The following is a 26,444-nucleotide window of genomic DNA, read 5'->3' on the forward strand; positions in this document are numbered from 1 at the left end:
TTCTTAATTAATGCTCGCTGCCTTAGCCTGCTAAAACAAGTACTTTCAAAAAGCACCAACCCGCCCTACTTTGGATGGCCAAAGTAGGCAAAGCCACCGGGCTAACGTTTGAACTGGATTGTTTTTTTAAAATGCAAAACGCGCCAAAAGAACTCCCATTCGGTCGGCCCCTCGCACCTACTTTGAGGAGGCTCGGGGCTGACTTTTAGCTTGACCCGTTTTTCTTTCTAAAAAACATCTGTTCAAGCCGGCGCCCGGACCCATTTATTCGCCCTGTTTTCTCGAGCCTGGCACTAAAACTTTCAATTGTGAGAACAGAGGCATAAGCGGTATAATTTAACCAGTTATGATATTCGGGCGGACTAAACTGGCGCGCTCGCTAAGCAGGCTTACTGCTTCTATTGGTGTTTTGGCTTTTTTGGCACTGCCGGCAATAGCCTTGGCTGATAATGTGGTGCAAGGCTTTGCGTCCCAGGGCAGTCTGCAGCCAGGCTGGATAGTAGCCATTAGCGACCAAAATTCTAACGCTGTTGTTGCGGCACCAGCCAGCGACCCTAGCAAAATTTACGGAGTAGTTATTAACCCCACCGACGCGGCTATTACACTGAATCGATCCGGCCAGCAAGTGTATGTGGCTAACGCTGGCAACTATCCGGTGCTAGTCAGCGTAGTTAATGGCAAAATTTCGGCTGGCGATTATATTTCCATTTCTAATACCGATGGTATTGGCGCCAAGGCGACTACTGATCAAACAACAATTTTGGGTAAGGCAATTAACGGTTTTGATGGCCGGCATAACGTGCTAACCGGCTCGGGTCAGACAGCGGTAGGCCGCATCACGGTTAGTATAGCTCCGGGTCATAATCCGTCGCTCAAGAGCACTATCTCGGTGGTGGCTCCCTTCCAAAAAGTGGCTAATGCAATTGCCGGCCACTCTGTGCCGTCGTCTAGAGTTTGGGCGGCGGTAATCGTCTTTTTGGCCTCGGCGGCTATCGCTATTATTTTGTTGATTGTCGGTGTTCGTACTGGTATGACCGCCATCGGCCGTAATCCGCTCAGTAAACACTCCATTCTTTTTGGCCTATTTCAGGTGATCGGTATGGCAGTGTTGATTTTTATCGTTGGTCTGTTTGGGGTATATTTACTACTAAGGTTATAAAGAGATATGAGTTCATTCAACACCCGTTTTTCTGGCTGCAAACATCTGCTTTGGTCTGCAAAGCCCTCAGAACTCGTTAGCGTACTGAGTGCGCTGCCTCGTTCTTCTGTCTTTTCGCCTCAAAGGCAAATATTTTCGCTTCAGGAAAAAGGGCATTAAAAGAACTCTATGAACACAGGTGGGCTAATTTTAGTAATCGGGTCTCTGCTCTCTGCTACGGCGGCCTTTATCTGGCTGGCGCTCAAATTAGGTCATGGCGGCGGTGGAGGTGGCGGCCATTTACTTAAGTCGGACATACAGGGTGCGGCCAATAGTGAAGCAGAACACATTTTTGATGAGAATTTCCGAGAAGAATTGCGCAACCGCGGGCGTTTGCATTTCGAAAAGGTTTTGGGCGAAAACGCCATGTTCCTGCAGCAAGATTTGCGTCAAACCACCACCCAACTAAATGAGTACATGCGTGCTGAAATTACTCGCACGCTGCAAGAAGAGTTTAAAAAATACGAGCAAAGTATAGATGATGCCAAACAGCTGGCGCTTGGTTCGATAGAAAAAACTATAACTACGATCGAACAGCAGCGGCAATTCCTAGAAACCCAAATGCGCACCCAGTCCGAGGCCCAGCGCACCCACATCATCGAGCAATTCGAGAAAAATATGGCCAGCGTAATTAACCACTACGTGCTAAAGGCTATCGGCGACCAAATTGATCTGGCCGATCAGTTGGACTACATTTTAGCGGAACTAGAGGCCAATAAGGCAGCAATTGTTGAGGATATCCAGCGTGGAGCGTAGGCTGCAAAGCTTGCCTGGCGCGCCGACCAGCGGTTTCGCTTCGCAGCGTATTACAATACGCTTTGTCGCGAAAACCACTACTCAGCACTGCCAGAGCAAACTTTTCGCTACTGGTGGAGGAGGGTTATGGTGAGTTATCAGCAGATTAGTTTGCCACTTTCGCTTTATGGTAGAGCCGACATCAACCGGCTGCTTAGAGAGATCGCTAAAATCGACGAATTCTTTTTGGCCGCCAAAGCTCGCCAAAGCGGCGACAACATTCAGCCGCCGCGTGTTACCAGAGTTTTGAGCGCCTTGGCTAAAGATAACCAGCTTAATTTACTGCAAGCGGACGACCGCAAATTTTTAAAAGACCAGCTAGAAGCCATACTTAAGCGGGCACCTGATCTGCATATCAGTTTTGCTTCCGACCCCACGCCCAGGGCGCTAGAAAAAATTGTCAGCTGGCTTAGACAAAACATTCACCCAGAGGCTCTGGTAGTAGTAGGCTTGCAACCGGGCATTGCCGCTGGCATGGTTTTGCGTACGCCGAATAGGATTTTTGACATGAGCCTGCAGGCTTATCTAAAACAACAAGAAGGCTATTTAGCAAAATTGATCGGTGAGGCGGCGAGATGAGCAGGGAAATTGGCCAGCACTTTCAGCGTTTTGTTGACGCCGGCCAGCCAGTCGGCGAAGTTACCGCTGTTAACAATTTTTTGGTAACAGTGCGCGGCATGCAGCCGGTGAATATTCACGCCCTGGTGACGTTCGACGATGGCAGCAAAGGGTTTGTGCAGAATATTTTAGAAGACAAGGTTCAGGTTCTACACCTGGGCACTACCAAGCTCAAAGTCGGCTCACTGGCAGTTTTACAGCATACCGAACTGATGACCAAGGTCGGCAAAGATTTTATTGGACGGGTTATTTCGGTGAACGGCGAGCCGCTCGATGGTAAAGGCGTGATTGCCGCCGACTATACTATGCCGATTTTTAATGCCGCGCCGCCCATTTACGAGCGCGAGATGCTCACCACGCAACTGGAAACAGGCGTTACGGCAATTGACGCTATCTTTCCGATCGTTCGTGGCCAGCGCTTAGCTTTGCTCGGCGACACTAAGTCCGGCAAGACTACTTTAGCTACCCAAATTGCCATCAACCAAAAAAACACCGACCAGGTAGTGGTTTACGTGCTGATCGCTAAAAGGCGCTCCGATATTGACATGTTGCTGACTCGCTTGCGCGATAACGGTGCGATGGAAAAATCAATTGTGATTGTTTCGACCATTTTTGACTCTTTAGTAATGAGCTATTTAGCTCCCTATGTTGGCTGCGCCATGGCTGAGTACTTATGGCAGCAACTTGGCCAAGACACCGTGATTATCTACGATGATTTAACAGCTCACGCTCACGCTCACCGCGAAATTGCGCTTCTGTCGGGCGCCAGTCCGGGCCGCGACAGCTATCCGGGCGACATGTTCCACGCGCATTCGAGTTTACTTGAGCGCGCGGGCCGCTTGCATATGAATAAAAAATGCCTCACGGCTATACCATTGGTTTTGGTTGATGGCGGAGACATCACCGCATATTTACCAACCAACATTATGTCAATTACCGATGGACAGTGGATCTTAGATATGGATGTCTTCCGCCAAGGCTTGCGCCCGGCTATCAATACCGGATTATCCGTTACTCGTGTGGGCGGCCGCGGCCACAACGACCGTCAAAAGAACCAGGCTGGCCAAATCCTAAAGGCTATGGCTGCCTACGCCCAGGCCCAGGAGTTTGCCCACTTTGGTTCCGAACTCGGGCAGTCGGCCCAGCGCGACATGCTGCTTGGTCAACAGTTGCATCAACTCTTGATTCAAGTTCCTGGCGAGACTTACGGCGTATCAGCCCAACAACTTATGCTTGATATTGTTCTTGATCCGAGTACGCCGCCGAGTCTTGACGTTGCCACCCTCAAAAAGACTGTCAACGAAGCCGCCAAGCAGGTTAAGTCCGAGGATGATTTTGCTCGCGTTAGGCAAATGTTGCTGGACCAAGTCAGCGGGGTAGTGGCATGAGGCAGATCAATGATATCAGCCATGAGCGTGACACTATGGGCATAATAGTTGAGCTAACTAGCGCCTTTGAAGGCATTGCCAGCATGCACATCAGTCAGATTAAAGACCAAGTACTTACCAGCCAGAATTTTTTTGATGAGCTATGGCGTATTTACAGTCAAATTCGCGTTGACCAAATGTTCCACTTTGGCCGTACGCGCAGCACCAAAACCATCAAGAAAGAACTGATTATTTTAGTTACGGCCGAGGGTAGTTTTAGTGGTGACGTTGATCAGCGAGTGGTTGAAGCTGTTCTAAAAGTTTATGACCCAGACAAGAACGATATCATTGTGGTTGGCCGTCATGGCACGGTGCAATTAACCCAGCGCGGCATAAATGTCGTCCACAGTTTCAAGCTGCCAACAACCGACACTAATATTAACGTTATGCCGCTGGCCGCCGAGGTCCAGAAATATGATTCAACAGTAGCTTATTATCCTACTTATGTTTCGTTGATGCGCCAAGATGTTAAGAGTATTCACTTGAATGCCGAAGTTACCGAGCGCGGTCGCAATGTTGTGGCCGGGGATGAAATCATTACAGAGGGCGATTATATTTTCGAGCCCAGTACGGTTGCTGTGGTTAGTCACCTAGAGAATTCTATGCTGCAGATTATGCTAAGCCAGATAATTCTCGAGTCTAAGCTCGCTCAATACGCCAGCCGTTTTCGGGCCATGCACGCTGCTCGCGATAAGGCCGATGATTCATTTAGCGAGCTTTCGACGGCCTTTAACCAGGCGCGCCGTCACAATAAAGACGAACGTATCAAAGAAATAGTCAACGGCTTGAGGAAGGTGAACCTATGAGTGCCGGCATAATTCGTTCTATTCGCGACCTGGTGGTCATGGTTCAATTTGACGAAGATGGTCCGGAAAGTGGCGAAGTTTTGATGCCCAAAAGCGCTCGCCGCGGTATGCTGCTGGTTAATCACTTAGCCGATAATAACATTGCCGTTTGTTTGAACATCATGGGCGATACCACGCTACAAAAAAACATGGAAGTCGAGAAAACTGGTAAGGGAGTTGAGATTCCGGTTGGCAATCCGACCATTGGCCGTGTTTTTGACGCTATGGGTCAGCCTTTGGACGGCCTGGAGCCGCCCAAAGGCGAGCTCAAGACCAAAGACATTATGCAGTTGCCGCCGCGGGCCGTATCTTTCAAAGCCGGCAAAGCCGAAATTTTGGAAACAGGCATCAAGGTTATCGACTTTTTCACTCCCTTTGTAAAAGGTCGCAAGATTGGTGTTATTGGTGGAGCTGGCGTTGGTAAAACCGTGCTAACCATGGAGATGATTCACAATATTGCCAAAAGCGGGCAGGGACTTGGCTTCTTTGCTGGCATTGGTGAGCGTATTCGCGAAGGCCATGAGCTTTACCAAACTCTTAAAGAAAACGATCTGCTAAAAAACACCTGCATGTATTTCGGGCAGATGGATCAGAATCCGGTGCAACGCGTGCTGGTGGGTTTGAGCGCCGTAGCTAGTGCTGAGCACTTTCGCGACGCCGAGAAAAAAGACATACTGTTTTTTGCTGATAATATGTACCGCTATGTTCAGGCTCGCAACGAACTATCGACCATATTGGAACAAATCCCTAGCGAGGGCGGCTATGAGCCAACGATCTTTTCTGATATTAAGACTTTGCAGGATCGCTTGAGCTCCAACGAAAACGGCTCGATTACCGCGGTGCAAACTATTTATGTGCCAGCCGACGATTTAAGCGATCCGGCCGTGCAAATGATTCAGCACGAACTCGACGGCACATTAGTGCTCTCCCGCAAAGTTGCCGAGCAGGGTATCCGCCCATCTGTCGACCTGATTCGTAGCAGCTCAAGTTTGCTGGCACCGGATATTGTTGGTGAGCGGCACTACAACCTGAGCGTTAAGGTTCAGGCTCTGGTTCAAAAGCACGAATCGCTCAAAAGCATCATTGCCATCATTGGCGAGAACGAACTATCACCCGCCGATCGCGCTGATTTCGCCAAGGCCAAACAGTTGATCGAGTTCTTTAGCCAAAATATGTTTGTTACCGAATACATGAGTGACAAAAAAGGTGAATACTTCACCCGAGAAGACACGCTAAAAGGCGTCGAATCAATCATTAATTCATAAAGCTATGAGCGAAAGCGAACTTCAGGTAAAAATTTACGCGCCGTTCAGGACTTATTACGAAGGCCCGGCCAGCAGCTTTTCGGCCGTCAACGCCACCGGCCCGTTTGATATTCTGCCCAAACACAAAAATTTCATGAGCCTGCTTTTGCCGTGCAATATTGTGGTTAGGGCGCCGCAGCGTCCGGACTTTACTATGCCGATTGAGCGCGGCGTTATGCACGTCAAAAAGAATCAAGTAATAGTATTCCTAGACGTCTAACCAGAAGCTTATAAGGGGAAAAAGAGTGGCCGCGGTTCACCGAAGGTGAATTTGGATTTACTCCAAAAGCGGCGTTGAGGAAAAACCGTAGGTTTGTCCTCAATAGGCGATAGTCGCCCTACTGAATGACGAAGTAGTCGAAGGCAAAGCTGGACCCAGCTGGGGGCGGCGTGCTGCAGCCGACGGAGAACCCAGTGCTGGTTCGATTCACGTAATAAGTCACATTGCCGGCGGCCGAACCGACCGGCGTGATAATGACGTGCGGCGTTGAAGAGTAAGCGTGGGCAAAAGTAACGCTTATAAATAATCCGGCGCCCGGCGAGCTGCCGGTGTTTATATTTATAGTGCCGGCCGTATCGTTGCCGTTAACGCTAGCCGTGCCCCCGCCGCCCAAGGCCGAACCAGAAGATTTACCGGGCGCGTTACCGCTGCTTACTATATGCCGATTCAAACCTAGATCGCCGTTGAGTTGTAGGCTGGTAACGCTCAAAGTGGCCGCCGACAAATTGCCAAAACTAGTGGTGCCGGTAACGCTTAGGCCTTTATGCAGAGTCAGCTGACCTTGAATGTCTACCGGTCCGGCTACGTTCAAATCATTGCCAACTTTCAACCCGCTCAAATTGGTCTGTCCGCTAACGTTAAGTGCCGGCAAGGCCAGGCTACCGCCCACTTTTATGTTGCCAGCCACATCTAAATTGTTGCGAGCTAAAATCGAACCTTCGAATATAGAATTGCTTTGTACATCCAGGGTCTGTTTGGTGTCGCCCACCACTGTTGTTGCACCGTTTAGTTTTGAAATATCCGAACTGGTCAAGGAGGGTACGTTTTTGTTATTGTTCGAACCTTTGCTCGTTCTTAAAGTTAAAAAGATTACGCCGGCGGCTAGTATTAGAAGCAAAACAAAAGCCAGCAGATAGACATTGACTCGCGCCAGCAGGCTTCTTATAAAGGAAGATTTTTCGGGCGGCGGACTAGGCGTCGGAGAATTAGGCGAGATGCCGCTAGCTGGCGATCCGTTTGTCTGTGGGCCTATTACGGTTGGGTTGGCCGAATTCGGCGAACCAGCCGTCGGCGAAAGCGACGGGTTCTCTAGCGATGTATCTGATTCTAACTCGGCCATTCTCTCTCTATAATAGAGGAGAAAAACTTAAGCGTAAACCCAGCACCTAGCGGCGAGTTCTTCGCCGTCGGCAAAAAAACCTCGGCGTAGCCGAGGTAGTCTCGCCGCTAGGTGCTGGGTAAACCGTTTTAAAGAGCTTTAAGCATTTGCGCTTTGGCCTCTCTTGAAGGAAAATATTAGATATGGTGCGTAAAATACAAACGATAATAATCGCACTCCTTTTGGTGGCAGTTATCTCCACGCCGGCAGCTATGGCTCAATACACCTCCTCTAACTACCAGGCCAATGAGGTCCAGTTTGGTATCGGTAGTGGTTTACAGAACAGTACCAACTACCAAGCCCAGTCATCGGTTGGCGATCTGGGAGTGGGCAACACTTCGAGCACTAACTACCAAGCTTACGGCGGCTTTAATACTACGAACGTGCCATTTTTGGAGGCCTATGTTGCTAATGGCAATGTTGACATGGGCACTCTATCTACTCACGCGGCAGCCACGGCTATCGCGACCTTTCACGTTCGCGACTACCAGTCGAGCGGCTACATAGTTCAGACTGTTGCGAAACCGCCGCACTATATCACGCATTACATTCAAAATCTGGGTTCTCCAACAGCTTCTATCCCAGGCAATGAGCAGTTCGGCATGAACCTGGTTGCCAACACCAGCCCGATTACGTTTGGCGCTAATCCGGCCCAAAAACCAGACACGACCTTTGGTTTTGGCTATGCCGCTCCTGGCTACAATACGACCAACGTGTATAAATACGTTCAATATGACACCATTGCCCGGTCTGACAAGAGCTCGGGTGAAACCGATTACACCATTAGCTATATAATGAACATCAGCAACACCACTCCCGGCGGCACTTATACCTATAATCAAGATCTCGTAGTGGTAGCCACATATTAAATGTGGAAAAACGCAAATAAGCTTGACCGGTATAAGCCTTGCGGTTATCTTATTAGTAGTACGAGTTTCAGAGACTTATTAAGGTATTGATAAAAAGTGAACAAACTCAAAAGAACAGGGCACGCTTTACTCGCATTACTGTTGGCTGTTACAGCGAGTAGTTATTTTTTTGTCGGGCGGGCACTAGCTAGCACTCCTGGTATTCTTGATACTCGCTCCATTCAAATGAGCTCTTCGGCGGCCGGGGCCACCAACGTAAAAATGACCTTCCAGTTCAATATTGGCACCACCGGCAACATAGGTGGCCTAGCCATTGATTTTTGTGATAATGACCCATTGCCTGGCGATACCTGTAACGTGCCTGGTGCTGCTGGGGGCAGCGCAACTTTCAGTGCCAATAAATCTACCATCGGTAACCCTACTGGCCAGAACAGTTTGGGTACAACAAAGTGTGGCGTTTCGGACTGGACCCTTGACGGCACCAACTCAACCAACCAGCACCTTATCCTAACAAGGACCGCCTCTAGTGTTACCCAAGGCTGTACTATGAGCTTTATCTTGGGCAACGGCACTTCTACTGGCTTCACTCTGCCAAATGTCGGCAACTACTCGTTTTATGCCAGAATCTTCAGCTATGCGACGACTGGCGGTGGTTCGGGCTACTCATCTGGTTCGCCGGGTAGCTATGTAGATTTCGGCGGTATCGCTTTAACTACAACTGCGCAGCTAACTATCACCGCTAAGGTAGAGGAACAAATTACGCTTTGTCTTTATACCAGCACCTGCGCTCAAAACGCGAGCTACGCCATAACATTGGGTGATAGCAACGGCATCCTGAGCGTCTCGCACTCTTACTCAAATATAAATGCTAAGTTTGATGCTGCCACCAACGCCTCTAACGGCATGAGCGTTTATGCATATTTCCCCAACAGCCTTAAAAGCCCGCAAGGCAACACCATAGCCGCCATAGGTTCAACGGCTACATCTTCCAGCCCGGGTAGCGAGCAGTTTGGATTCTGCGCCTTTAAATCTGGCGGCTCGCTAACCGTATCCAGCCCCTATAACAACGCCAGCTGTAACAGCGTAACAGGCGGTATGGACGGTACCGGATCCGCTCAATTTGCTTTCGATGGCACTAATTTAGCCGCATCCGGCGGCCAGGTCATAGCTTCTTCTGCCGGCCCTACCACTACCTCAACTGCCACACTGGCTTTTGTAGCTAACATCGCCCCCACCACCAAGGCTGGTTCCTACTCCACGACCATGACGCTTATAGGGGTTGGTTCCTATTAGGCTCTAGCTCATGTTCCAAAAATGGCTAGAATTTGAGCTGCGCAAGCTCCACGGCGCGATTTTTTTGGCAATCTTGCTGGTAGTTTTTGTAATTAGTCAATTTGTTGGTATCTACCAACAGCAGGCGCTAGCAGATGAGCTGCCGAACCGCAGCTTACAGGTAATAAATCCTCTGCCTTCTGAAACGAGTGCCTATAACTTTAGCTTCGATCTAGCAACAGCCGGTACGTTAGGTTCCATAAAGTTTGAATTTTGCGCCAATAACTCCATATACGGGACTAGCTGCGACGCGCCAACTGGCTTTTCGGCAAATGCCGTCGCACTCTCGTCTCAGAGCGGCGTCAGCGGTTTTTCACTGGTTTCCGGAATGCCGCCTAACGTGATAGTAATTGGACGCTCGCCGTCAAACGTCCCGGCGCAATCGGTAGAATATTTGTTTAACAACGTATTGAATACCAATGTCACAGGTACTTCTTATGTCCGAATTTCAACCTATGCCTCCAGTGATGCCACCGGTGGCTCAATTGACCAAGGGGGCATAGCTTACCCTATAACCTCTGCCCTAGATATATCAACCGAGGTTCCGCAGTATCTGGAATTTTGTACTGGAGTGATTATTGCTAACTACACTTGCGCTTCGGCTTCCGGAGATCAAATTAACTTTGGCGACTTTTCTACCCAAGGACCGAGCAGCGCTACCTCGCAGTTTATGGCCGCTACAAACGCTAATTCTGGCTACAATATCTACGTCAACGGCAACAGTTTAACTTCGGGCAATAATGTCATTGATGCAATTACTACGCCATCAGCGTCCAAATCGGGTACTAATCAGTTTGGACTTAACCTGCGGGCCAACTCAGACCCTGGCGTTGGCACAGATCCTCAAGGTCCAGGTCTGACGGCGGCCAGCCCGAGCTATAACCAACCAAACTTGTTTGATTTTAAGAACGGCGATATCTTGGCAAGCGTTGACACTTCTGACAGTTATCGAAAGTTCACTGTGAGTTATTTAGTCAATATCTCACCTAGTCAACCGGCTGGCGATTACGTATCTACAATGTACTTTATTTGTTTGGCTAATTTTTAACGGACTGATAGAATTATGGTAGTCATAAAGGGATTCTCAAGAGGGGATAAATCAAAAGGTGAAAAAGTACCTCCGCGCCGCCACTGGCACTTTACTTATCTTGGTTAGTTTATTTGCCCCACTCCTTAGTCCAGCTGCCGCTCGTGCGGCTACGGCCGCCGCTCCTAACGGTTTTCGTGTTTCGCCACCTCGCTACGAACTAACAATTGATCGGGGCCAATCTCAAACGGTTAGCTTGTTTGTCGAGAACTTGGCCAACTCTGCCGTTACGGCTCAGCCTATCATTAATGACTTTACGGCCAGTTCAGACGAAAGTGGTCAGCCGGCTTTGATTCTCGATCCGAACGTTAAGGCTCCGGAAAAAAGCTTTAAGACCTTGGTTCAGACTATTCCTAATACCTCGATCGCAGCCTTAGAGCGCAAAGAAATAAAGGTTACCTTAAAGGTTCCGGCCAATGCCACGCCGGGCGGCTATTATGGTGCCGTACGTTTTGCGCCCGTTCATGGCGGCGTGACCGGACCGTCTAACCTATCTTTGACCGCCAGCGTTGGCACACTTTTCTTAATTACTGTGCCCGGCAATCTGACAGAAAAGCTTACAGCTGTTAGTTTTCAGGCTACAAAAAATGGTAACCCAGGCAGCTTCTTCAACAGCGGCCCGATAGCCGTAACTACTCGCTTAAAGAACGAAGGCAACATTCACGTTCAGCCTTTTGGCAAAATTGTGGTTAAGAACACTTTTGGCAAAACGGTTTACACCGCCGAACTCAATGATACGCAGCCCCGCGGCAATGTTCTGCCAGACAGTATTAGAAAATTTAATAACCCAATCAATGTTAAGCATCTTTTAGGCAAGTACACAGTTGAAGGTAACTTTGCCTATGGCAGCAACGGTGACATAGTCAGCGTTAAAACCACTTTTTACGTAATTCCTTACGTGCTAATAATCATTATCTTAGCTATTCTGTTATTCCTGATCTTTGTTCTGCCTAAGTTGATCAAAGCTTACAACCGACGAATAATCGAAAAAGCCAAGAAGCATTAGCTAGCGGCTTAAGGCTTAAGCATATTACAATATAGGTGATGAAGCGCAGACTACTGCTTTGCCTGGTATTGGTTTCGAGCGTGTTTATAGCCGCCGAGGCTTTGGCAGCGGCTCCGCCGGCTACTAATCCTCAGAATGGAGGTATTGGCGTGGGCGGTCGGATTCCTAGTTCTGCTCCAAACCAAGCCCCAACGATCACCACGCCGGCCAACGGCGCGTCATTTACTACGCTGCCAATCAGAGTTGCCGGACTTTGCAACAGCAGCTATCTAGTCGAAATTTTTAAAAATAATGTGTTCTCCGGGTCCACGCAGTGTGCAAATAGCAGCTACAGTCTGCAAATCGATTTGTTTAGCGGCAAGAACGACCTGGTGGCCAAACAGTTCGACGACCTTAATCAAGGCAGCCCGGATTCCAGCATGGTTAGCGTTAACTTCAACGACCAAATCGCTGCTTCTGGTCCGCGCATCTCTCTTACGACTGCCTACGCCAAGCGCGGCGCCGACCCAAACGCCGAGCTTAGTTGGCCGCTTACTCTAAGCGGGGGTACGCAGCCTTACGCTGTTGAAGTCGATTGGGGTGATGGCTCGGACTCACAGCTTTTAAGCGAAAAATTCGCCGGCGATTTTAATATTTCTCACACCTACCAACAGTCTGGTAGCTACAATGTCACCATTAAAGCCTCGGATGCCAGCGAACAGGCGGCGTTCTTGCAGGTTGTGGCTATCGCTAACGGCAAACCTCAGCAGAGCACGTCAACTTCATCCGGATCTGCCAGTTCTAGTTCGAATAATAGTACTGCAGCCCAAGTCTACTGGCCGCCAATCGTGGTTTTGGCTGTTATAGTACCGGCGGCGTTTTGGCTAGGTAGCCGCCACCAGATGTCTTCTATAAAGTCCAAACTTCGTCAAGGCAATCATCCTTTTTAGCGACTCGCCTACTTTTTTCCCTTATTTTTGCTAAAATAACAGAGATGAAGACTGTCTTTGTGGGCCTTTCCGGCGGAGTTGATAGCTCTGTTACTGCCGCTTTGCTTAAAGAGCAAGGCTATAACGTCGTGGGCGTTTACATGAAGAACTGGAGCCAGGACTTGCCTGGCATGCCGTGCCCGTGGCGCGAAGATTTTACCGATGCCAAGCGCGTAGCTGTCCAACTGGGCATTGATTTTAAAATGTACGATTTTGAAAAAGACTATAAACACAAAGTCGTCGATTATATGCTCGATGAGTTCAAAGCCGGCAGAACGCCTAACCCGGACATCATGTGCAATCAGGAGATTAAATTTAAATTATTTTTGGATACCGCGCTGGAAGATGGCGCCGATCTAGTCGCAACCGGCCACTATGCCAAAACTAAAGACGGGCGGCTATTCATGGCCAAGGACGCTAATAAAGACCAAACCTATTTTTTGTATCGGGTAACCAGCGAAGCTTTAGAAAAAACGTTGTTCCCGCTGGGCGATTTGACCAAGCCAGAGGTCAGGGAACTGGCTAAAAAGTTCGGGCTGGTGACGGCCACTAAAAAAGAAAGCATGGGCATTTGTTTTGTCGGCAAAGTCGGGATTAAAGAATTTTTAATGCAGTACGCCGAGCAAAAGCCGGGCGCGATCATTGACCAAAAAGGGAGAGAAATCGGCCAGCACGACGGCGCTATTTTTTACACCATCGGCCAGCGCCATGGTCTGGAAGTTGGCGGCGGCCTGCCGTATTACGTCGTTGGTAAAGACATGAAAAAGAATGAGATTTATGTCACAACTGACCTGCAGGATGAAAAACTCTGGAGCAACCAAATCAACCTAATCGATGTTCACTGGATCGCACCTAACCCCTTAAAAGATGATACCCTGAGTAAGGTCTCACCTTACTCAGGGTTACACCCTGTGGAGGGCGGGCAGGGACTTATGGTGCGGACTCGCCACCGCGCAAAATTAATACCGGTCAAAAATCTCAAACCTCTCACAAGGTCGGGCCTTACTATAAGGCCCGACCTTGTGAGAGAGTGGACGGCCGAGATGGGAGAAGATGTCCGCGCTCTAACGCCGGGCCAATCAGCTGTCTTCTATACCGGTGTTGAAGTCTTGGGCGGCGGCATCGTTGTTTAATTAAGACGTTACCTCTGTTAAAATTGAACGCATGAACGAACATGAGCGGGAATCCGCGCCAGAATACCCTTTAATACCAGGTAACCCCACAGAAAGACCCATAAAGCAGGGTCAAATTTGGCGACATAAGGACGGCGGAGCATATAGCATCGACGAAGTTGACGAAGAACCGCACGATACAACATTATATGAAGCTTTCGGTATTCTTGGCAGGACTGTTCATTATACTCAACTAGATCAAGGCAGTTTTCCGCCGGGCTACAAATGGGAGAAAAATGACCACGCTTTCGTGGGGAAGGTTATGATTAACGGACAAGAAGTAGAAATATTTACCCTAGAGCAGGATGTTGATGACAGCGCAGGAAATTAGGCAGAAATATCTGGATTATTTTAAGGATAAAGACCACGCCATTGTGCCGCGGGCACTGTTGGTGCCGCAGAACGACCCGACGACGCTATTTACCGGCTCCGGCATGCAGCCGATGATCCCGTACTTGCTGGGAGAATCACATCCTGGTGGCAAAAGGCTGGTCAATAGTCAGCCTTGCTTACGTGTCCAAGATATAGAAGAGGTGGGCAATAGTAAACACACTACTTTTTTTGAAATGCTTGGTAATTGGAGTTTGGGCGATTATTTCAAAAAAGAACAAATCAAATACTTCAGCGACTTTATTTTTGATGAACTAAAACTAGAGCCGGATAAGGTTTACGTAAGCTGCTACATCGGCAACGAAAAGTTCGGAATTCCGCGGGACGACGAAGCTATCGAATGTTGGCAGCAAGCTTTTAAAGAACGAGGCGTTGATGCCAAGGTGGTAGAAATCGGTGCTGCCAGCCGGGGTGCGGAAGTAGGTATGCAGGGCGGCCGGATATTCTTGTACGACGGTAAAGAAAATTGGTGGAGCCGGAATGGTGATGAAAACGGTACGCCGGTTGGTGACCCGTGCGGCCCGGACAGCGAAGTGTTTTATGATTTTGGTGAAGAACTTCATGACGAACAGGAATGGGGCAAGGCCCATCCGGCCAGTGATTCTCCACGCTTTTTAGAAATCGGCAACAATGTGTTCATGGCTTACAAAAAAACTGTCAGCGGATTTGAAAAACTGCCAGCCACGAATGTTGACTTTGGGGCTGGCCTAGAAAGAATCGCGGCTGCAGTTAACGGCCACCACGATGTTTACCGAATTAGCTTAATTTGGCCAATCATTGAAAAACTAGAAGAGTTATCAGGCAAGAAATACGAAAGCCACACTGAAAGTATGCGCGTAATTGCGGACCATTTACGAGGAGCCACATTTTTGGCAGTAGATGGCGTAACACCCAGCAACAAGCAGCAGGGTTATGTCATGCGCCGCTTACTGCGCCGGGCGATCCGCTACGCTTTTGAACTAGGCATCGAGCAGGACCTGTGCGAGCAGGTGGCGCCGATAATTATTGATTTATATAAACCCGATTTTCCGGAAGTCGACGAGCGCGAAAAGCAAGTCCTTGAAGTATTTACGCGCGAAGAAAAAATTTTCCGCCAGACTCTGCGCAAAGGCCTGCTTGAATTTAATAAACTACTCGGGTCAGCTTTTCCGGCATCATATCCAATGGCAATCGGCGGCAAAAAACCACTAACGGGAGAGTTAATTTTCAGACTTTATGATACTTTCGGTTTTCCGGTGGAATTAACAAAAGAAGAGGCGTTCAAGAGAGGCATTCAAATTGCTAATGGAGCTGACGAAGACTTTGAAAAGCTGATGGAAGAACAACGCAAGCGCTCCCAGACGGCTAGCGCCGGGATGTTCAAAGGCGGCCTAGCCGACCATTCTGAGCAGGTTATTAAGTATCACACCGCCACACATTTGATGTACCAAGCGCTCAAAAATGTTTTGGGCGACCACGTCGTGCAGCGCGGCAGCAACATTACAGCCGAACGCCTGCGTTTTGACTTTAGCCACCCAGAAAAAGTCAGCCGCGAACAGCTAGACAAAGTCGAAAAAATCGTGAATGAAAAAATCGCCGAAGATTTGCCAGTCAGCTGGCAAGAAGAAAAGACCGAAGAAGCCTTCAAAAAAGGCGCGTCTGGTGCCTTTGGCGACAAATATGGCGATACGGTCAAAGTCTATACCATCGGGGATCCGGCTAAGCCGTTCAGCCGCGAAATCTGCGGCGGCCCGCATGTTGAGCACACCGGCGTGATCGGCGAAGGCGGCAAAAAATTCAAAATCATAAAAGAAGAAGGTTCTAGCGCCGGCGTCCGCCGCATCAAAGCAGTACTGCAATGAGCAAAGATCTAATCGCCTCGATAGCCGGCGGTATATCAATAATTTTCGCGACTTGGGCGGCAGTGCCTTACATTCTCTCTATCTTGCGCGGCAGGACTAAGCCGCACCAAATGACCTGGCTGGTTTTCAGCATTATGAACGGAGTAGTCTTTCTAAGCCAATACCTCAAGGGCGCCAGAGCTAGCGTGCTGCTTTATATCGTCTGGTTCTTCTCCAGCACGATTATATTTCTGCTGTCTTTAAAGTTTGGGTTGCGAAACACCTCGCGTCTGGACCGCACTTTATTTAGCTTAAGCCTGCTGACGATTGTGGCTTGGGCTTTAACCAAAAATCCGTCGGTGGCAATTTGGCTGACGGTTTTTATAGACATTTTTGCTACCAGCATGATGCTGCTCAAAATTCGCGCCCATCCCGACTCCGAAGAAGTTTTTCCATGGATAATTGGCACGATAGCCTACATATTCACAGTAATTTCTCTTATCAATAAATCTTTCGGGATACTATATGTCCGGCCAATTTACGGACTCATATCGGAGGCCGCTATTCCGATTTATATACTTTACCTAGCTAAGACCGGCGGCCAAAGCAATAAAAAAAGGCCTTCCGGCCTCAACATTCAAGTGTGATTCTGAGAGGGGCGCCGGTGAAGGCGCCGCCTCTCTGCAGGATTTTTTCATCGGCCCTGCTTGGCCGGTGGAGCTAGGAGTCGGGCATCTGGTAGTTGTTACGCCACACGTCGGAGCGGGTTCGTGTCCTTACCTACTTGCTCGCTGTCCTCGTTCCAGAAGGAGGAGGAGGTCAGCGCGACGAACGTCGCCAGGCCGAACACCAGGCTGGTGAGGCCGAAGACGATGTAGCCGATCCTGAAGGCGGGCACGCAGGCCATCATCTCCACGATGGAGACGATGATGTACAACGAGAACGTGTAGCCGTTGTCCTCGACCTCGAACCAGTGCGCGACGAACCACATCAGCAGTCCGACGAACACCTCGGCGACGAGGATCCAGGCAAGCTCGCCGCTGGCTAGCGGCCAGAAGAGCTTGTCGTGCCACGGGATCTGGTAGGCCACGAAGTGGCCGATGGCGGCGCGGTAGTCGTTGACCAGCAGTGCCGCGAGAACACCCGCGAAGACGGCAGAGAAAAGCTTGAACTTCATTTGAAGCAACCTCCCTGGAGAAGTGACATTTGCCAAAGGCAAGCAAATAACTAAGTATTTAGCGATCTATCTGCCCCTGGCAATAACTAGCTCTAAGTTGTAACGTGCGTCCAACCACCTCTAGCGATTGAACGGACATATAATAGCACTTATGTTTAGTTTTGTCAATATCATAACCGCTTTCGACAAGAGTAATGTGCTATAATTTAGCCGATTATGCTTGATAAAGCCAAAGGGCTCACCGACCTAAAAAACAAACTACCTAAGCCAGCCAAAAATACAAAAAGTGGGCAGGTGGGACAGTATTTGGTGGGGTTAGATATTGGCACCGAGTACGTCAAGGCGCTGGTTGGCCGGGTAGTTGGAAATGAAGTGCAAATTATTGGGGTAGGCCGCGCCCACCAAGAACTGGCCGACATGCAGGCTGGCGCCATTGCCGACATCGCCGCGGTGACTGCTAACTGCGACAAAGCTCTAGCAATTGCCGAGCAGCAGGCGGGGGTTAGCGCCCGCACGGCTGTGATAGGAATTGCCGGCGAACTCGTCAAGGGCACCACGAGCACGGTTCGCTTCAGCCGTAAGAACTCTACAAAGGAAATCGACGTCGACGAGATGAGCCGTATTATTGAGCTTGTCCAAGAGCGCGCCGAAGCTAAGGCTCGGCGCGATCTAGCCTGGGAATTGGGCGGCAAAAACGTAGAAGTTCGCTTAGTAAACAGCGCGCTTGTGCGCATAGATATCGATGGCTACAAAGTGACTAACCCAGTGGGCTTTCAGGGTAAAGATGTGCTGGTAGAAATGTATACCGCCTTTGCGCCAATGATTCATATTGGAGCCTTAGAGCGTACGGCTGCTGAGTTAGACCTGGATCTTCTGGCTGTGGCCGCCGAGCCATTTGCTGTAGCTCGTAGTGTGGTGGGTGACGATCCCAACGGATCGGTCAGCGCTGTTTTGATGGATGTGGGCGGCGGTACTACCGATATTGCCGTAGTTAACGAGGGCGGCGTGGAGGGAACTAAAATGTTTGGGATTGGCGGCCGGGCTTTTACCCATGCTATCGAACGAGAATTGGATGTTGATTTTGTAAAGGCCGAAAGCCTGAAGCTTGGCCTCGATACTGGCAAGGTTAGCACGGCCCATCGGGCACCAATCGAAAAAGCTTTGAATAAAACCCTGAATGTCTGGACCAGCGGTGTAGAGTTAGCTCTAGCCGAGTTTAATAAATTAGACCATCTGCCGCACAGAGTTCTGCTTTGTGGCGGCGGTTCTAGTTTGGAAGCTTTGATGCAGCGTTTAGAAGAAAGCGATTGGTACAAAAGCCTGCCGTTTACTAAAAGGCCGGCTGTTCAGCATATCCAACCCGATGAAGTTGTTGGCATAACAGATACTACTGGCGATATAACAGATCACACATTTATAACGGCGATGGGTTTGCTCAGAGTTGGGCTAGATACTCTTAGTTCAGACGACAGCGATGGCGGTGGTATCCGCGGTAAACTTAACAAGGTCTTAAAAGTATGAGCGCCGACAAGAAAATCCCACCACGTCCCAATAAGGACACTATTTATATCGATATTGATGACGAGATAACCGGCATCATCGATAAAGTCGAGGCTGCTAAAGCTAAAGTAGTGGCTTTGGTTTTGCCAAAGCGTTCTACAGCATTACAAAGCATTGTAAATATGCGCTTACTCAAGCGCAGCGCCGATAATGCCGGCAAAAATGTAGTGTTGATAACTAGCGAAGCTGCGTTGTTGCCTTTGGCTGGCGCGGCTGGACTGCACGTAGCCAAGAGTTTGACTAGCCGGCCAGAGGTTCCGCCCGGACCAGCTGGTGCTACAGCTCCGCTGCCCACACCTGAACCCGTCGAAGAAGGCGACGCTATCAAAATAACCGACAATAGCTCGGATACAGATGGCGAGGATCTGCCGAGTAAAATCAGCTACGACAAATCTATCGGCGAGCTGGCCGAGGCGCACGATATTGAACATCCGGAGACTATTGAACTTGGCGACGAGGAAGATCCGATTGAATCGGCCGCCAAGTCTACCGAAAAGTTGCCTAAGGCGCCAAAAGATAGAGCCCTTAAAGTTCCTAACTTCGACAAATTCCGCCTGTTTTTAGGCTTGGGTATTGCCGGCCTGATCGCTTTAATTATCTTTATTTACCTGGCAGTAACGGTGCTGCCAAAAGCAACAATCGCTATCACAACGACCTCCACTCCAGTATCGGCCAATTTTACGTTGAACGCGTCCGGTTCGGCCGGCTCATTTAATCCTGACCAAAATACTATTCCGGCATTTTCTAAAACCTCCGATCAAACCACCAATCAGACAGTACAGGCTACCGGCCAGCAAAATAATGGAGATAAAGCCTCTGGTAAAGTTACGCTGACTCAAGACCCGTGCTCGCACGCCGTAACAATTCCGGCCGGAACTGGCGTGAGTTCCGGTGGGCTAACCTTTATTACGGGCAAAACTATAACTCTATCGCCGCAAGGCTTTGACTCTTCGGGAAATATTATTTGTAGCGGCGATGTCAGCGTTACTGCTCAGCAGGGCGGATCAAAATACAATATTGCCGCCGGCTCTAACTTTGCGGTCGCCGGTTATTCTGGTGTTGTTGGCTCTAACAGCGATGCTTTCTCGGGCGGAACAGACAATATTCAGACAATTGTTAGCCAATCTGATTTAGATAGCGTAAAGCAAAAACTAACTTCGTCATCCAGCTCTGACAATTATGCTAAGAACTTCGAGAATCAGCTCAGCCAGCAGGGTTACTACGTGCTAACCTCAACACTTAAGCAAAGCGATCCAGTCGTATCGGCTAGTCCGGCTGTTGGTCAGCCAGCCAGCAATACCACCGTTACTGCCAAAGTAACCTACACGGTACTGGCGGTTAAGCAGAACGATCTTAAAGCCGCTATTAGCAACGCGCTTAGCGACCAGATTGATAAGTCCAAGCAGAAACTTGACGACGACACCGTTCTTAAAGACGCTGATATTACGGTGGCTAACCAGACATCAGACACCAGTGCGGTTTTGAGCGTATCAGAAAACACCTCAGCGGTGCCGCTAATTGATGCGACTTCTGTTAAGCAGCAGTCTATGGGCAAAAAATCTGGCGATATAACCTCGAGCATTAGTGCTGTGCCTGGCGTCAAAAACGTTACTGTTAAACTAAGTCCGTTCTGGGTGTCTAAAGTACCGAAAAAACCTAACAAGGTAACCGTAACAATTCAACACATTAATGGAAGCTAACGAATACATCGGTGTCGATGTGGGCAAGGCTCGGACCGGTTTGGCCCGAGGTTCAAGATTGGCTCGACTGGCAGAAACCCTGAAAACGGTGCCTACAGAACAGGCAATAGCCGAAATTGAAAAACTGGCCAATAAAAACCTGGCCGGCGTAGTTGTGGGCCTGCCCCGCAACCTAAAAGGTGAGGACACCGAGCAAACCAAGTGGGTGCGCGACTGGGTGGATTCGGCCAAGCAAAAAATCAATGCAACCTTCTATTGGCAAGACGAAGCTTTAACTAGTAAGTTGGCCGAGGCCAAGATACTTGCTGGAGGGACGGTTAACAACGTTGACTCGTTGGCGGCCCAGATTATCTTGCAAGACTTCTTTGATAGTCCAGAGAGTTTGAGGGTAGTTTGTTAAGTTATGGGTAAGTATAAGCTTGAAAACAAGAAAAGGCGTTGGCTGAGTTGGCCTTTGATTATCGCCCTAATAATTATATTGTCACTTATCGGTATTGGGGTTGTTAGGATAACTTATTTAGATAACCTTAAACCGGTTTCTAGTTCTACTAACACCGTTGCCTTTACGGTGGAGTCGGGCTGGGGAGCTGATCAAATTGCCGCAGCTTTGCAAAACCAAGGACTTATTAGAAGCGCCAAAGCCTTTAAGAACTATGTCACTACCAAGGAGTTTAGAACAAATCTGCAGGCGGGCACGTATGTATTGAGTCCGTCAATGAGCGTTCAGCAAATTGTTGCCAAGATGGTTAATGGTGAGGTGGCCAAAAACCTGCTGACTATTTTGCCGGGCAAACGTTTAGACCAGATAAAAGCCGCCTTTTCCAAAGCTGGCTATTCTGATGCCGAGATCGCTACAGCTTTTAATCCAGCAAGCTACTTGGGCGATTCAGCCCTGGCCGGCTTGCCGAGCGGCGCTAGCCTGGAAGGCTACCTGTATCCGGATTCCTTCCAAAAATTATCGGACACTCCAGCCGAAACAATCGTGAAAGAATCTATCGACGAGATGGGCGCCCATTTGACGCCAACAATAAAGCAAGGCTTTGCCGATCACGGGCTAACGACGTATCAAGGAATAACTTTGGCCTCGATTGTTGATCAAGAAACTGACGACCCAAATTACGAACCTACCGTCGCGCAGGTTTTTTTGAAGCGCTTAAGCCAAAATATGCCGCTGCAATCTAATGTAACGGCTAATTATGCTGCGGACGTTGCCGGTGTGGCTCGCAACGTGAACATTAATTCGCCATATAACACTTATCTGCAACCGGGTTTGCCGCCGGGGCCAATTGGCAACGTTACAGACACCGCACTCAGGGCCGTGGCTTTTCCGTCCAACACCGACTATCTGTACTTTATTGCTGGCGACGATAATAAAATTCACTTTTCTCACACCGAGCAAGAGCACGAACAAGCCATCGACCAATATTGCCAGAAAAAATGCGCTCAACCGTAGTGGCTGGCTCGGTCCCAAGGTGGACGCCACTTACATGTTTGGTATAATAAAGAGCGTTGCAAACACCTTAATTGGTCAAGGAGCAACTCATTCGTAAATCGATTTTGAAATCTGTTAAGATGCCACAACTTGAAGGGATGGGAACCATTCCTAGGTTTAGTCCGTCTAAGCTTAATAAGCGTGCCCGTCGCCAATTGATCAGGCGTAGCCTAATAGCCGGCAACGTCTTATTGCTGGTTTTGGTTGGTAGTTTCGTATTTTATAACCGTTCGGCGAGTCAAACTGTGCGAGCCAGCACCCTAAACAGTGCTACCGCTACAGCGTCTATGTCGTCTGATCCGCTTGATCAGCTGTCTTCGTCGCAAATTGCTTTAACTGCAGCCCAAATGGCCGGCTTGCCGGAGCTACCAGCAATTAAAAACACCGCTGATTCAGATAGTTTATTGCTTGCAGTAGTGCCGAATGATTCAACTGCTCTGGCTAAGCCACAAATTGTGGCTACGGCCGAAAAGTCTAAAGCCGATATCATAACCTACATAACTCAGCCCGGCGATACTGTTTCTGCTTTAGCGACAAAATTTGGGGTTACGGCCGATAGTATTAAATGGTCCAACAACATAACAAGTGATTCACTAGGAGCTGGTGTCAAACTATTTATTCCACCCGTTAACGGTCTTGTATATAAGGTTAAGTCTGGCGATACGCCGGCCAGTCTGGCCACAAGATTCCAAGCCGATCAGAGCGATATTGTTATTTACAATGATGCCGAGATTAATGGTTTGACACCAGGTGAGCTGATTATTATACCTAACGGTAAGCAGCCAGCCCCAGTAGTTAGTTACTATAGCTACAACATCTCAAGCGGATTTGCCTGGGGAAGTGGCGCTATTTATGGAGAAAATGGTTACGATTTTGGCGAATGTACCTGGTATGTGGCCACCCAAATATCGGTGCCAGCTAACTGGGGCAATGCTAATACTTGGGCTGCTGGTGCTAGGGCGAGCGGCTGGACAGTTAGCCCTACGCCTACTGCCGGCGCCATAGCTCAAACGCCCTACGGGGGCGGAGGCTTTGGTCACGTTGGAATTGTAGTGGCTGTTCAGGGCGATCAGGTAGAAATCCGTGACATGAACAACTACGGCGACGGCGGCGGCTGGGATAGAGTAGGTCAAGGCTGGGTGCCAATCTCTACCTATCCAAACTACATAACTCGCTAGCTAGCGATAAATTAAAGACAAGCTATAATTCTAAGTAATGTTTGTTGATAGAGTTGAAGTAGATATCCAGGCCGGCGACGGTGGGGATGGAGCCGTTAGCTTTAGGCATGAAAAGTTTGTCGATCGCGGAGGCCCGGACGGCGGCGACGGTGGTAGTGGCGGTGACGTAGTGTTGGTAGCTAGTCGCAATCAAAATACACTGGCCGCTTTTCGTTATCAAAAATTGCTTAAGGCCGAGAATGGCGAGCCGGGCAGCAAACGCCGACGTCACGGCAAGAACGCCTCGTCCCTAGAAGTAAAAGTGCCGGTGGGCACAGTAGCTACCACTAAAGATGGCAAGGTGCTTGCTGATCTCACAGAGGACGGCCAAAGGCAAATTATAGCCCACGGTGGCCAAGGCGGCTTTGGTAACGCTCATTTTGTGAGTTCAACTCGCCAGGCCCCACGAGTTGCCGAAAAAGGCGAAAAAGGCGAAGTACTTGATGCGATCTTGGAACTGAAAATGATTGCCGACGTAGGCATCATAGGCTTGCCTAACGCTGGCAAATCTACTCTTTTGTCGGTAGTTAGTAACGCGCGTCCGGCCATCGCCGATTATCCATTCACCACGCTTACTCCAAACTTAGGAGTGGTTGATATTGATGGCAAGCATAGTTTATTGCTGGCTGATATCCCAGGGCTGATCGAGGGGGCCAGCCAAGGCAGAGGGCTGGGTGATGAGTTTTTGCGCCACGTTGAGCGCACCAGCGTGCTACTCCATCTACTAGACGTTTACAGCCAAGATATTGCCGCCGATTATAAAACCATCATGCAAGAGCTGGCTGCCTACAAGGTGGATTTATCTAAGCTGCCGCAGATTGTAGCTTTGAGCAAGATTGAGGGTATGGACAAAAAAGAGGTTGAGCAAAAGCTAAAACAACTTAAAGAAATTGTTCCATCTGGCACTAGTACGGCGGCTGTTTCAAGCGTTAGCGGCGACGGCGTTCAAGCCTTGCTAAGAACAGTACAAAAACAGGTAGAGAAAACTAATGCTAAGGCTAAGGCAATTGAGAGTAAAAAGCCGCACCTACCGATTATCGGTTTGCGTGGAGAAAATGAAGCTTGGCGCGTCGAAAAAACCATAGACGGGTTTACCGTGCGTGGCCGCAAAATCGAACGTTTTGCCCGCCGAACCCGATTTGGCGAAGAACACTCAGAAGAGCGGCTGCGTGACATTATGCGCAAGATGGGCATAATGCGCGAGCTCGGCCGCCAGAACATAGAAGCCGGGCAGACGGTAATCTTTGGAGATCCCGAAATCGGTAGAATTGAGTACTAATGGGCGCCGAAGACGAAGACAGAATAATCGAAGATGCCAGGTTTTCATTAGAGTTGACCGAAATGGGTCCTGCTATTGAGGCGGCGATTGATACGGCAACAGAAAGCACCGATCGGCAAGAAGTTGCAGAATTATTCTGGGAGATAGGAAGAATGTGTCTGATAAAAGGCGAAGCAATTGGAATAAATAGGTTTATTGACTCTGTTAAGGCTGCGCTGGAAAAGAAAGAAGAGGGCCAATGACCTCTTTTTATTTTTTTGACCTTGAGACTAGCGGTTTTAGGGCCCGCGCCGACCGCATCATGCAATTCGCTGGCCAGCGAACAGATAAAGATTTAAATCCAATTGGTGAGCCGGACAATATTCTTATTAAATTAACCGATGATGTATTGCCGCAGCCGGACGCCATTTTGGTAACTGGCATCACGCCGCAAGCTACCCGCTCTGAAGGGATAAGTGAGGCTGAGTTTTTGCAATATTTTACCAGCAAGATTGTTAAGCCAGACACGATAATGGTCGGCTATAATAACTTGCGCTTTGACAACGAGTTTATTCGTTTTACTTTGTGGCGCAACTTTTATGATGCTTATGAGTGGAGTTGGAAAAACGGTTGTTCTACCTGGGATATGCTCGACGTTGTTCGCATGACTCGGGCGCTCCGGCCAGACGGCATTAAGTGGCCGTTCGCGCCAGATGGCAAACCGAGTAATAAGCTAGAGTTTTTGTCGGCCGTCAATAAACTAGAACACGCTAATGCCCACGATGCTCTTAGCGATGTTAACGCCACAATTGATGTAGCCCGATTAATCAAGCAAAAACAACCTAAACTTTTTGACTATCTTTTAAACCATCGCAGCAAAAAAGATATTGAGCCGCTAGTTACCAGTGGCCGGCCATTTATCTATACCAGCGGCCGCTATCCAGGTGATTGGGAAAAAACAACAATTGCCGTGATGGTAGCGCCTCATCCAGATAGGCAAGCAGCTTTGGTTTATGACCTTAGGATCGACCCGGATGAGTTCAAAGATTTGTCGCCGGCTGAGCTGGCCGAACGCTGGCAGGCGCGCGGTGAGGACGCGCCGTATTTTCCGGTCAAGGTACTGACTTACAATAAATGTCCGGCGGTTGCGGGTGATCTGCGGGTCGTCGACAAGAAAACCGAGGAACGGTTAAAGTTGCACATGGAGCTTATCGAAAACCATTTGGCAAAACTGCGCAAAATAGAAGATTTTGGCGACAAACTAGCTGAGTCTCAAAGATTGATTAGTCAGAAATTCGAACAGCAAGCTTTAAAAGTGGAGGCTCCGGCCACGGACAGCTTTGCTACTGCCCTTAAAGCTGACAGCGCGCTTTACGATGGATTTATAAATGATGCCGATAAAACTAAGATGAGTGTCGTGAGGGCTGCAGACGCCAATGAACTTGTGGATTTGAGTTTGGATTTTAGCGACGAACGCCTAAAAGAGCTGCTGCCACTTTATAAAGCACGGAACTATCCCTCGAGTTTAACACCAGAGGAGCAGGAGTGGTGGGAACAATTCAGGCACCGCCGTCTCATAGATGGTGGTGAAAAATCTCAGGCAGCAAGCTACTTTAAGCGCCTAGGCGAGCTCGCCGAGCAACCAGGACTAACCGCTGAACAAGGCTACTTACTGGAAGAGCTGCAGCTTTACGGACAATCGGTTCTGCCCAGCACCTAGAGTTAATTAAGAAATCGCATATATTATCTTTATCTTTTGTATAGTTCAAAAAACAAAAAATATTATGTAGGCACGACTCCAGATCTAAAGAAGCGATTTCTATCTCATAA

The 26,444-nt window shown here is 49.0% G+C and carries 26 protein-coding genes; 24 read left to right on the forward strand and 2 right to left on the reverse strand.

Annotated features, from left to right (window positions below; all coding sequences use genetic code 11):
• The first annotated feature begins 346 nt into the window (after positions 1–346).
• The 7 genes from VFT49_00005 to VFT49_00035 all read left to right on the forward strand — a co-directional run bounded on the left by VFT49_00005 (position 347) and on the right by VFT49_00035 (position 6,407).
• Positions 347–1,159: a hypothetical protein gene (locus VFT49_00005; protein ID HEU5004460.1), complete on the forward strand. Its 813-nt coding sequence runs from the start codon at positions 347–349 to the stop codon at positions 1,157–1,159.
• Between the two features lie 168 nt (positions 1,160–1,327).
• Positions 1,328–1,954: a hypothetical protein gene (locus VFT49_00010; protein ID HEU5004461.1), complete on the forward strand. Its 627-nt coding sequence runs from the start codon at positions 1,328–1,330 to the stop codon at positions 1,952–1,954.
• Positions 1,955–2,080: 126 nt separating this feature from the next.
• Positions 2,081–2,572: a hypothetical protein gene (locus tag VFT49_00015; protein ID HEU5004462.1), complete on the forward strand. Its 492-nt coding sequence runs from the start codon at positions 2,081–2,083 to the stop codon at positions 2,570–2,572.
• Positions 2,569–3,999, forward strand: coding sequence for a sodium-transporting two-sector ATPase (locus VFT49_00020; protein ID HEU5004463.1), 1,431 nt, complete (start codon positions 2,569–2,571; stop codon positions 3,997–3,999). Before VFT49_00015 ends, VFT49_00020 begins: the two co-directional genes overlap by 4 nt.
• The gene (locus VFT49_00025; protein HEU5004464.1) at positions 3,996–4,844 is read left to right on the forward strand and encodes a F0F1 ATP synthase subunit gamma; all 849 of its coding nucleotides are present in this window, start codon (positions 3,996–3,998) and stop codon (positions 4,842–4,844) included. Before VFT49_00020 ends, VFT49_00025 begins: the two co-directional genes overlap by 4 nt.
• The gene (locus VFT49_00030) at positions 4,841–6,148 is read left to right on the forward strand and encodes a F0F1 ATP synthase subunit beta (GenBank protein ID HEU5004465.1); all 1,308 of its coding nucleotides are present in this window, start codon (positions 4,841–4,843) and stop codon (positions 6,146–6,148) included. The genes VFT49_00025 and VFT49_00030 overlap by 4 nt, the downstream gene beginning before the upstream one ends.
• A 4-nt stretch (positions 6,149–6,152) precedes the next feature.
• A complete protein-coding gene (locus VFT49_00035) occupies positions 6,153–6,407 on the forward strand; it encodes a hypothetical protein (protein ID HEU5004466.1) in 255 nt (84 codons plus the stop codon).
• A 118-nt stretch (positions 6,408–6,525) separates the two neighbouring features.
• On the opposite strand, the gene VFT49_00040 is transcribed toward VFT49_00035, so the two are convergent.
• The gene (locus VFT49_00040) at positions 6,526–7,527 is read right to left on the reverse strand and encodes a hypothetical protein (GenBank protein HEU5004467.1); all 1,002 of its coding nucleotides are present in this window, start codon (positions 7,525–7,527) and stop codon (positions 6,526–6,528) included.
• Positions 7,528–7,709: 182 nt separating this feature from the next.
• Here VFT49_00040 and VFT49_00045 point away from each other — a divergent pair, with 182 nt between their 5' ends.
• From VFT49_00045 to VFT49_00085, 9 genes are all read left to right on the forward strand, one after another.
• Positions 7,710–8,435 carry a hypothetical protein gene (locus tag VFT49_00045; GenBank protein ID HEU5004468.1) on the forward strand — a complete coding sequence of 242 codons (726 nt, stop codon included), beginning with the start codon at positions 7,710–7,712 and terminating at the stop codon, positions 8,433–8,435.
• Positions 8,436–8,531: 96 nt separating this feature from the next.
• Positions 8,532–9,728 (forward strand): hypothetical protein, encoded by a 1,197-nt coding sequence (locus VFT49_00050; GenBank protein HEU5004469.1) that lies wholly within the window; start codon positions 8,532–8,534, stop codon positions 9,726–9,728.
• Positions 9,729–9,738: 10 nt separating this feature from the next.
• Positions 9,739–10,815 (forward strand): hypothetical protein, encoded by a 1,077-nt coding sequence (locus VFT49_00055; GenBank protein ID HEU5004470.1) that lies wholly within the window; start codon positions 9,739–9,741, stop codon positions 10,813–10,815.
• Between the two features lie 58 nt (positions 10,816–10,873).
• Positions 10,874–11,860 carry a DUF916 domain-containing protein gene (locus VFT49_00060; protein ID HEU5004471.1) on the forward strand — a complete coding sequence of 329 codons (987 nt, stop codon included), beginning with the start codon at positions 10,874–10,876 and terminating at the stop codon, positions 11,858–11,860.
• A gap of 38 nt (positions 11,861–11,898) precedes the next feature.
• Positions 11,899–12,789 carry a PKD domain-containing protein gene (locus VFT49_00065; protein HEU5004472.1) on the forward strand — a complete coding sequence of 297 codons (891 nt, stop codon included), beginning with the start codon at positions 11,899–11,901 and terminating at the stop codon, positions 12,787–12,789.
• A 44-nt stretch (positions 12,790–12,833) separates the two neighbouring features.
• The gene (gene mnmA, locus VFT49_00070) at positions 12,834–13,961 is read left to right on the forward strand and encodes a tRNA 2-thiouridine(34) synthase MnmA (protein ID HEU5004473.1); all 1,128 of its coding nucleotides are present in this window, start codon (positions 12,834–12,836) and stop codon (positions 13,959–13,961) included.
• A gap of 31 nt (positions 13,962–13,992) precedes the next feature.
• On the forward strand, positions 13,993–14,331 hold the full coding sequence (locus VFT49_00075) for a hypothetical protein (protein HEU5004474.1): 339 nt from the start codon (positions 13,993–13,995) through the stop codon (positions 14,329–14,331).
• Positions 14,312–16,231 (forward strand): alanine--tRNA ligase, encoded by a 1,920-nt coding sequence (locus tag VFT49_00080; GenBank protein HEU5004475.1) that lies wholly within the window; start codon positions 14,312–14,314, stop codon positions 16,229–16,231. The genes VFT49_00075 and VFT49_00080 overlap by 20 nt, the downstream gene beginning before the upstream one ends.
• Positions 16,228–16,857 (forward strand): hypothetical protein, encoded by a 630-nt coding sequence (locus tag VFT49_00085; GenBank protein ID HEU5004476.1) that lies wholly within the window; start codon positions 16,228–16,230, stop codon positions 16,855–16,857. The genes VFT49_00080 and VFT49_00085 overlap by 4 nt, the downstream gene beginning before the upstream one ends.
• A gap of 98 nt (positions 16,858–16,955) precedes the next feature.
• Here VFT49_00085 and VFT49_00090 read toward each other — a convergent pair whose 3' ends face one another.
• Positions 16,956–17,387, reverse strand: a complete 432-nt coding sequence (locus tag VFT49_00090; GenBank protein ID HEU5004477.1) for a hypothetical protein — start codon at positions 17,385–17,387, stop codon at positions 16,956–16,958.
• A 216-nt stretch (positions 17,388–17,603) separates the two neighbouring features.
• Between VFT49_00090 and VFT49_00095 the strand changes: the two genes are divergently transcribed.
• The 8 genes from VFT49_00095 (at position 17,604) to sbcB (ending at position 26,334) form a co-directional block, all read left to right on the forward strand.
• Entirely contained in the window at positions 17,604–18,908 is a 1,305-nt protein-coding gene (locus VFT49_00095) for a cell division FtsA domain-containing protein (GenBank protein ID HEU5004478.1), read from the forward strand.
• On the forward strand, positions 18,905–20,647 hold the full coding sequence (locus VFT49_00100; GenBank protein HEU5004479.1) for a hypothetical protein: 1,743 nt from the start codon (positions 18,905–18,907) through the stop codon (positions 20,645–20,647). Before VFT49_00095 ends, VFT49_00100 begins: the two co-directional genes overlap by 4 nt.
• Complete coding sequence (gene ruvX, locus VFT49_00105; protein HEU5004480.1) at positions 20,637–21,047, forward strand: Holliday junction resolvase RuvX; 411 nt, start codon at positions 20,637–20,639, stop codon at positions 21,045–21,047. Before VFT49_00100 ends, ruvX begins: the two co-directional genes overlap by 11 nt.
• A 3-nt stretch (positions 21,048–21,050) precedes the next feature.
• Positions 21,051–22,100: an endolytic transglycosylase MltG gene (gene mltG / locus VFT49_00110; GenBank protein ID HEU5004481.1), complete on the forward strand. Its 1,050-nt coding sequence runs from the start codon at positions 21,051–21,053 to the stop codon at positions 22,098–22,100.
• 137 nt (positions 22,101–22,237) lie between these two features.
• Positions 22,238–23,317: a CHAP domain-containing protein gene (locus VFT49_00115; protein HEU5004482.1), complete on the forward strand. Its 1,080-nt coding sequence runs from the start codon at positions 22,238–22,240 to the stop codon at positions 23,315–23,317.
• A gap of 37 nt (positions 23,318–23,354) precedes the next feature.
• Entirely contained in the window at positions 23,355–24,635 is a 1,281-nt protein-coding gene (gene obgE, locus VFT49_00120) for a GTPase ObgE (protein HEU5004483.1), read from the forward strand.
• On the forward strand, positions 24,635–24,877 hold the full coding sequence (locus VFT49_00125) for a hypothetical protein (GenBank protein HEU5004484.1): 243 nt from the start codon (positions 24,635–24,637) through the stop codon (positions 24,875–24,877). The genes obgE and VFT49_00125 overlap by 1 nt, the downstream gene beginning before the upstream one ends.
• Positions 24,874–26,334, forward strand: coding sequence for an exodeoxyribonuclease I (gene sbcB / locus VFT49_00130; GenBank protein ID HEU5004485.1), 1,461 nt, complete (start codon positions 24,874–24,876; stop codon positions 26,332–26,334). The genes VFT49_00125 and sbcB overlap by 4 nt, the downstream gene beginning before the upstream one ends.
• Positions 26,335–26,444: the final 110 nt, after the last annotated feature.

Source organism: Candidatus Saccharimonadales bacterium (assembly GCA_035758565.1).
Lineage (GTDB): Bacteria > Patescibacteriota > Saccharimonadia > Saccharimonadales > UBA10212 > DASTXL01.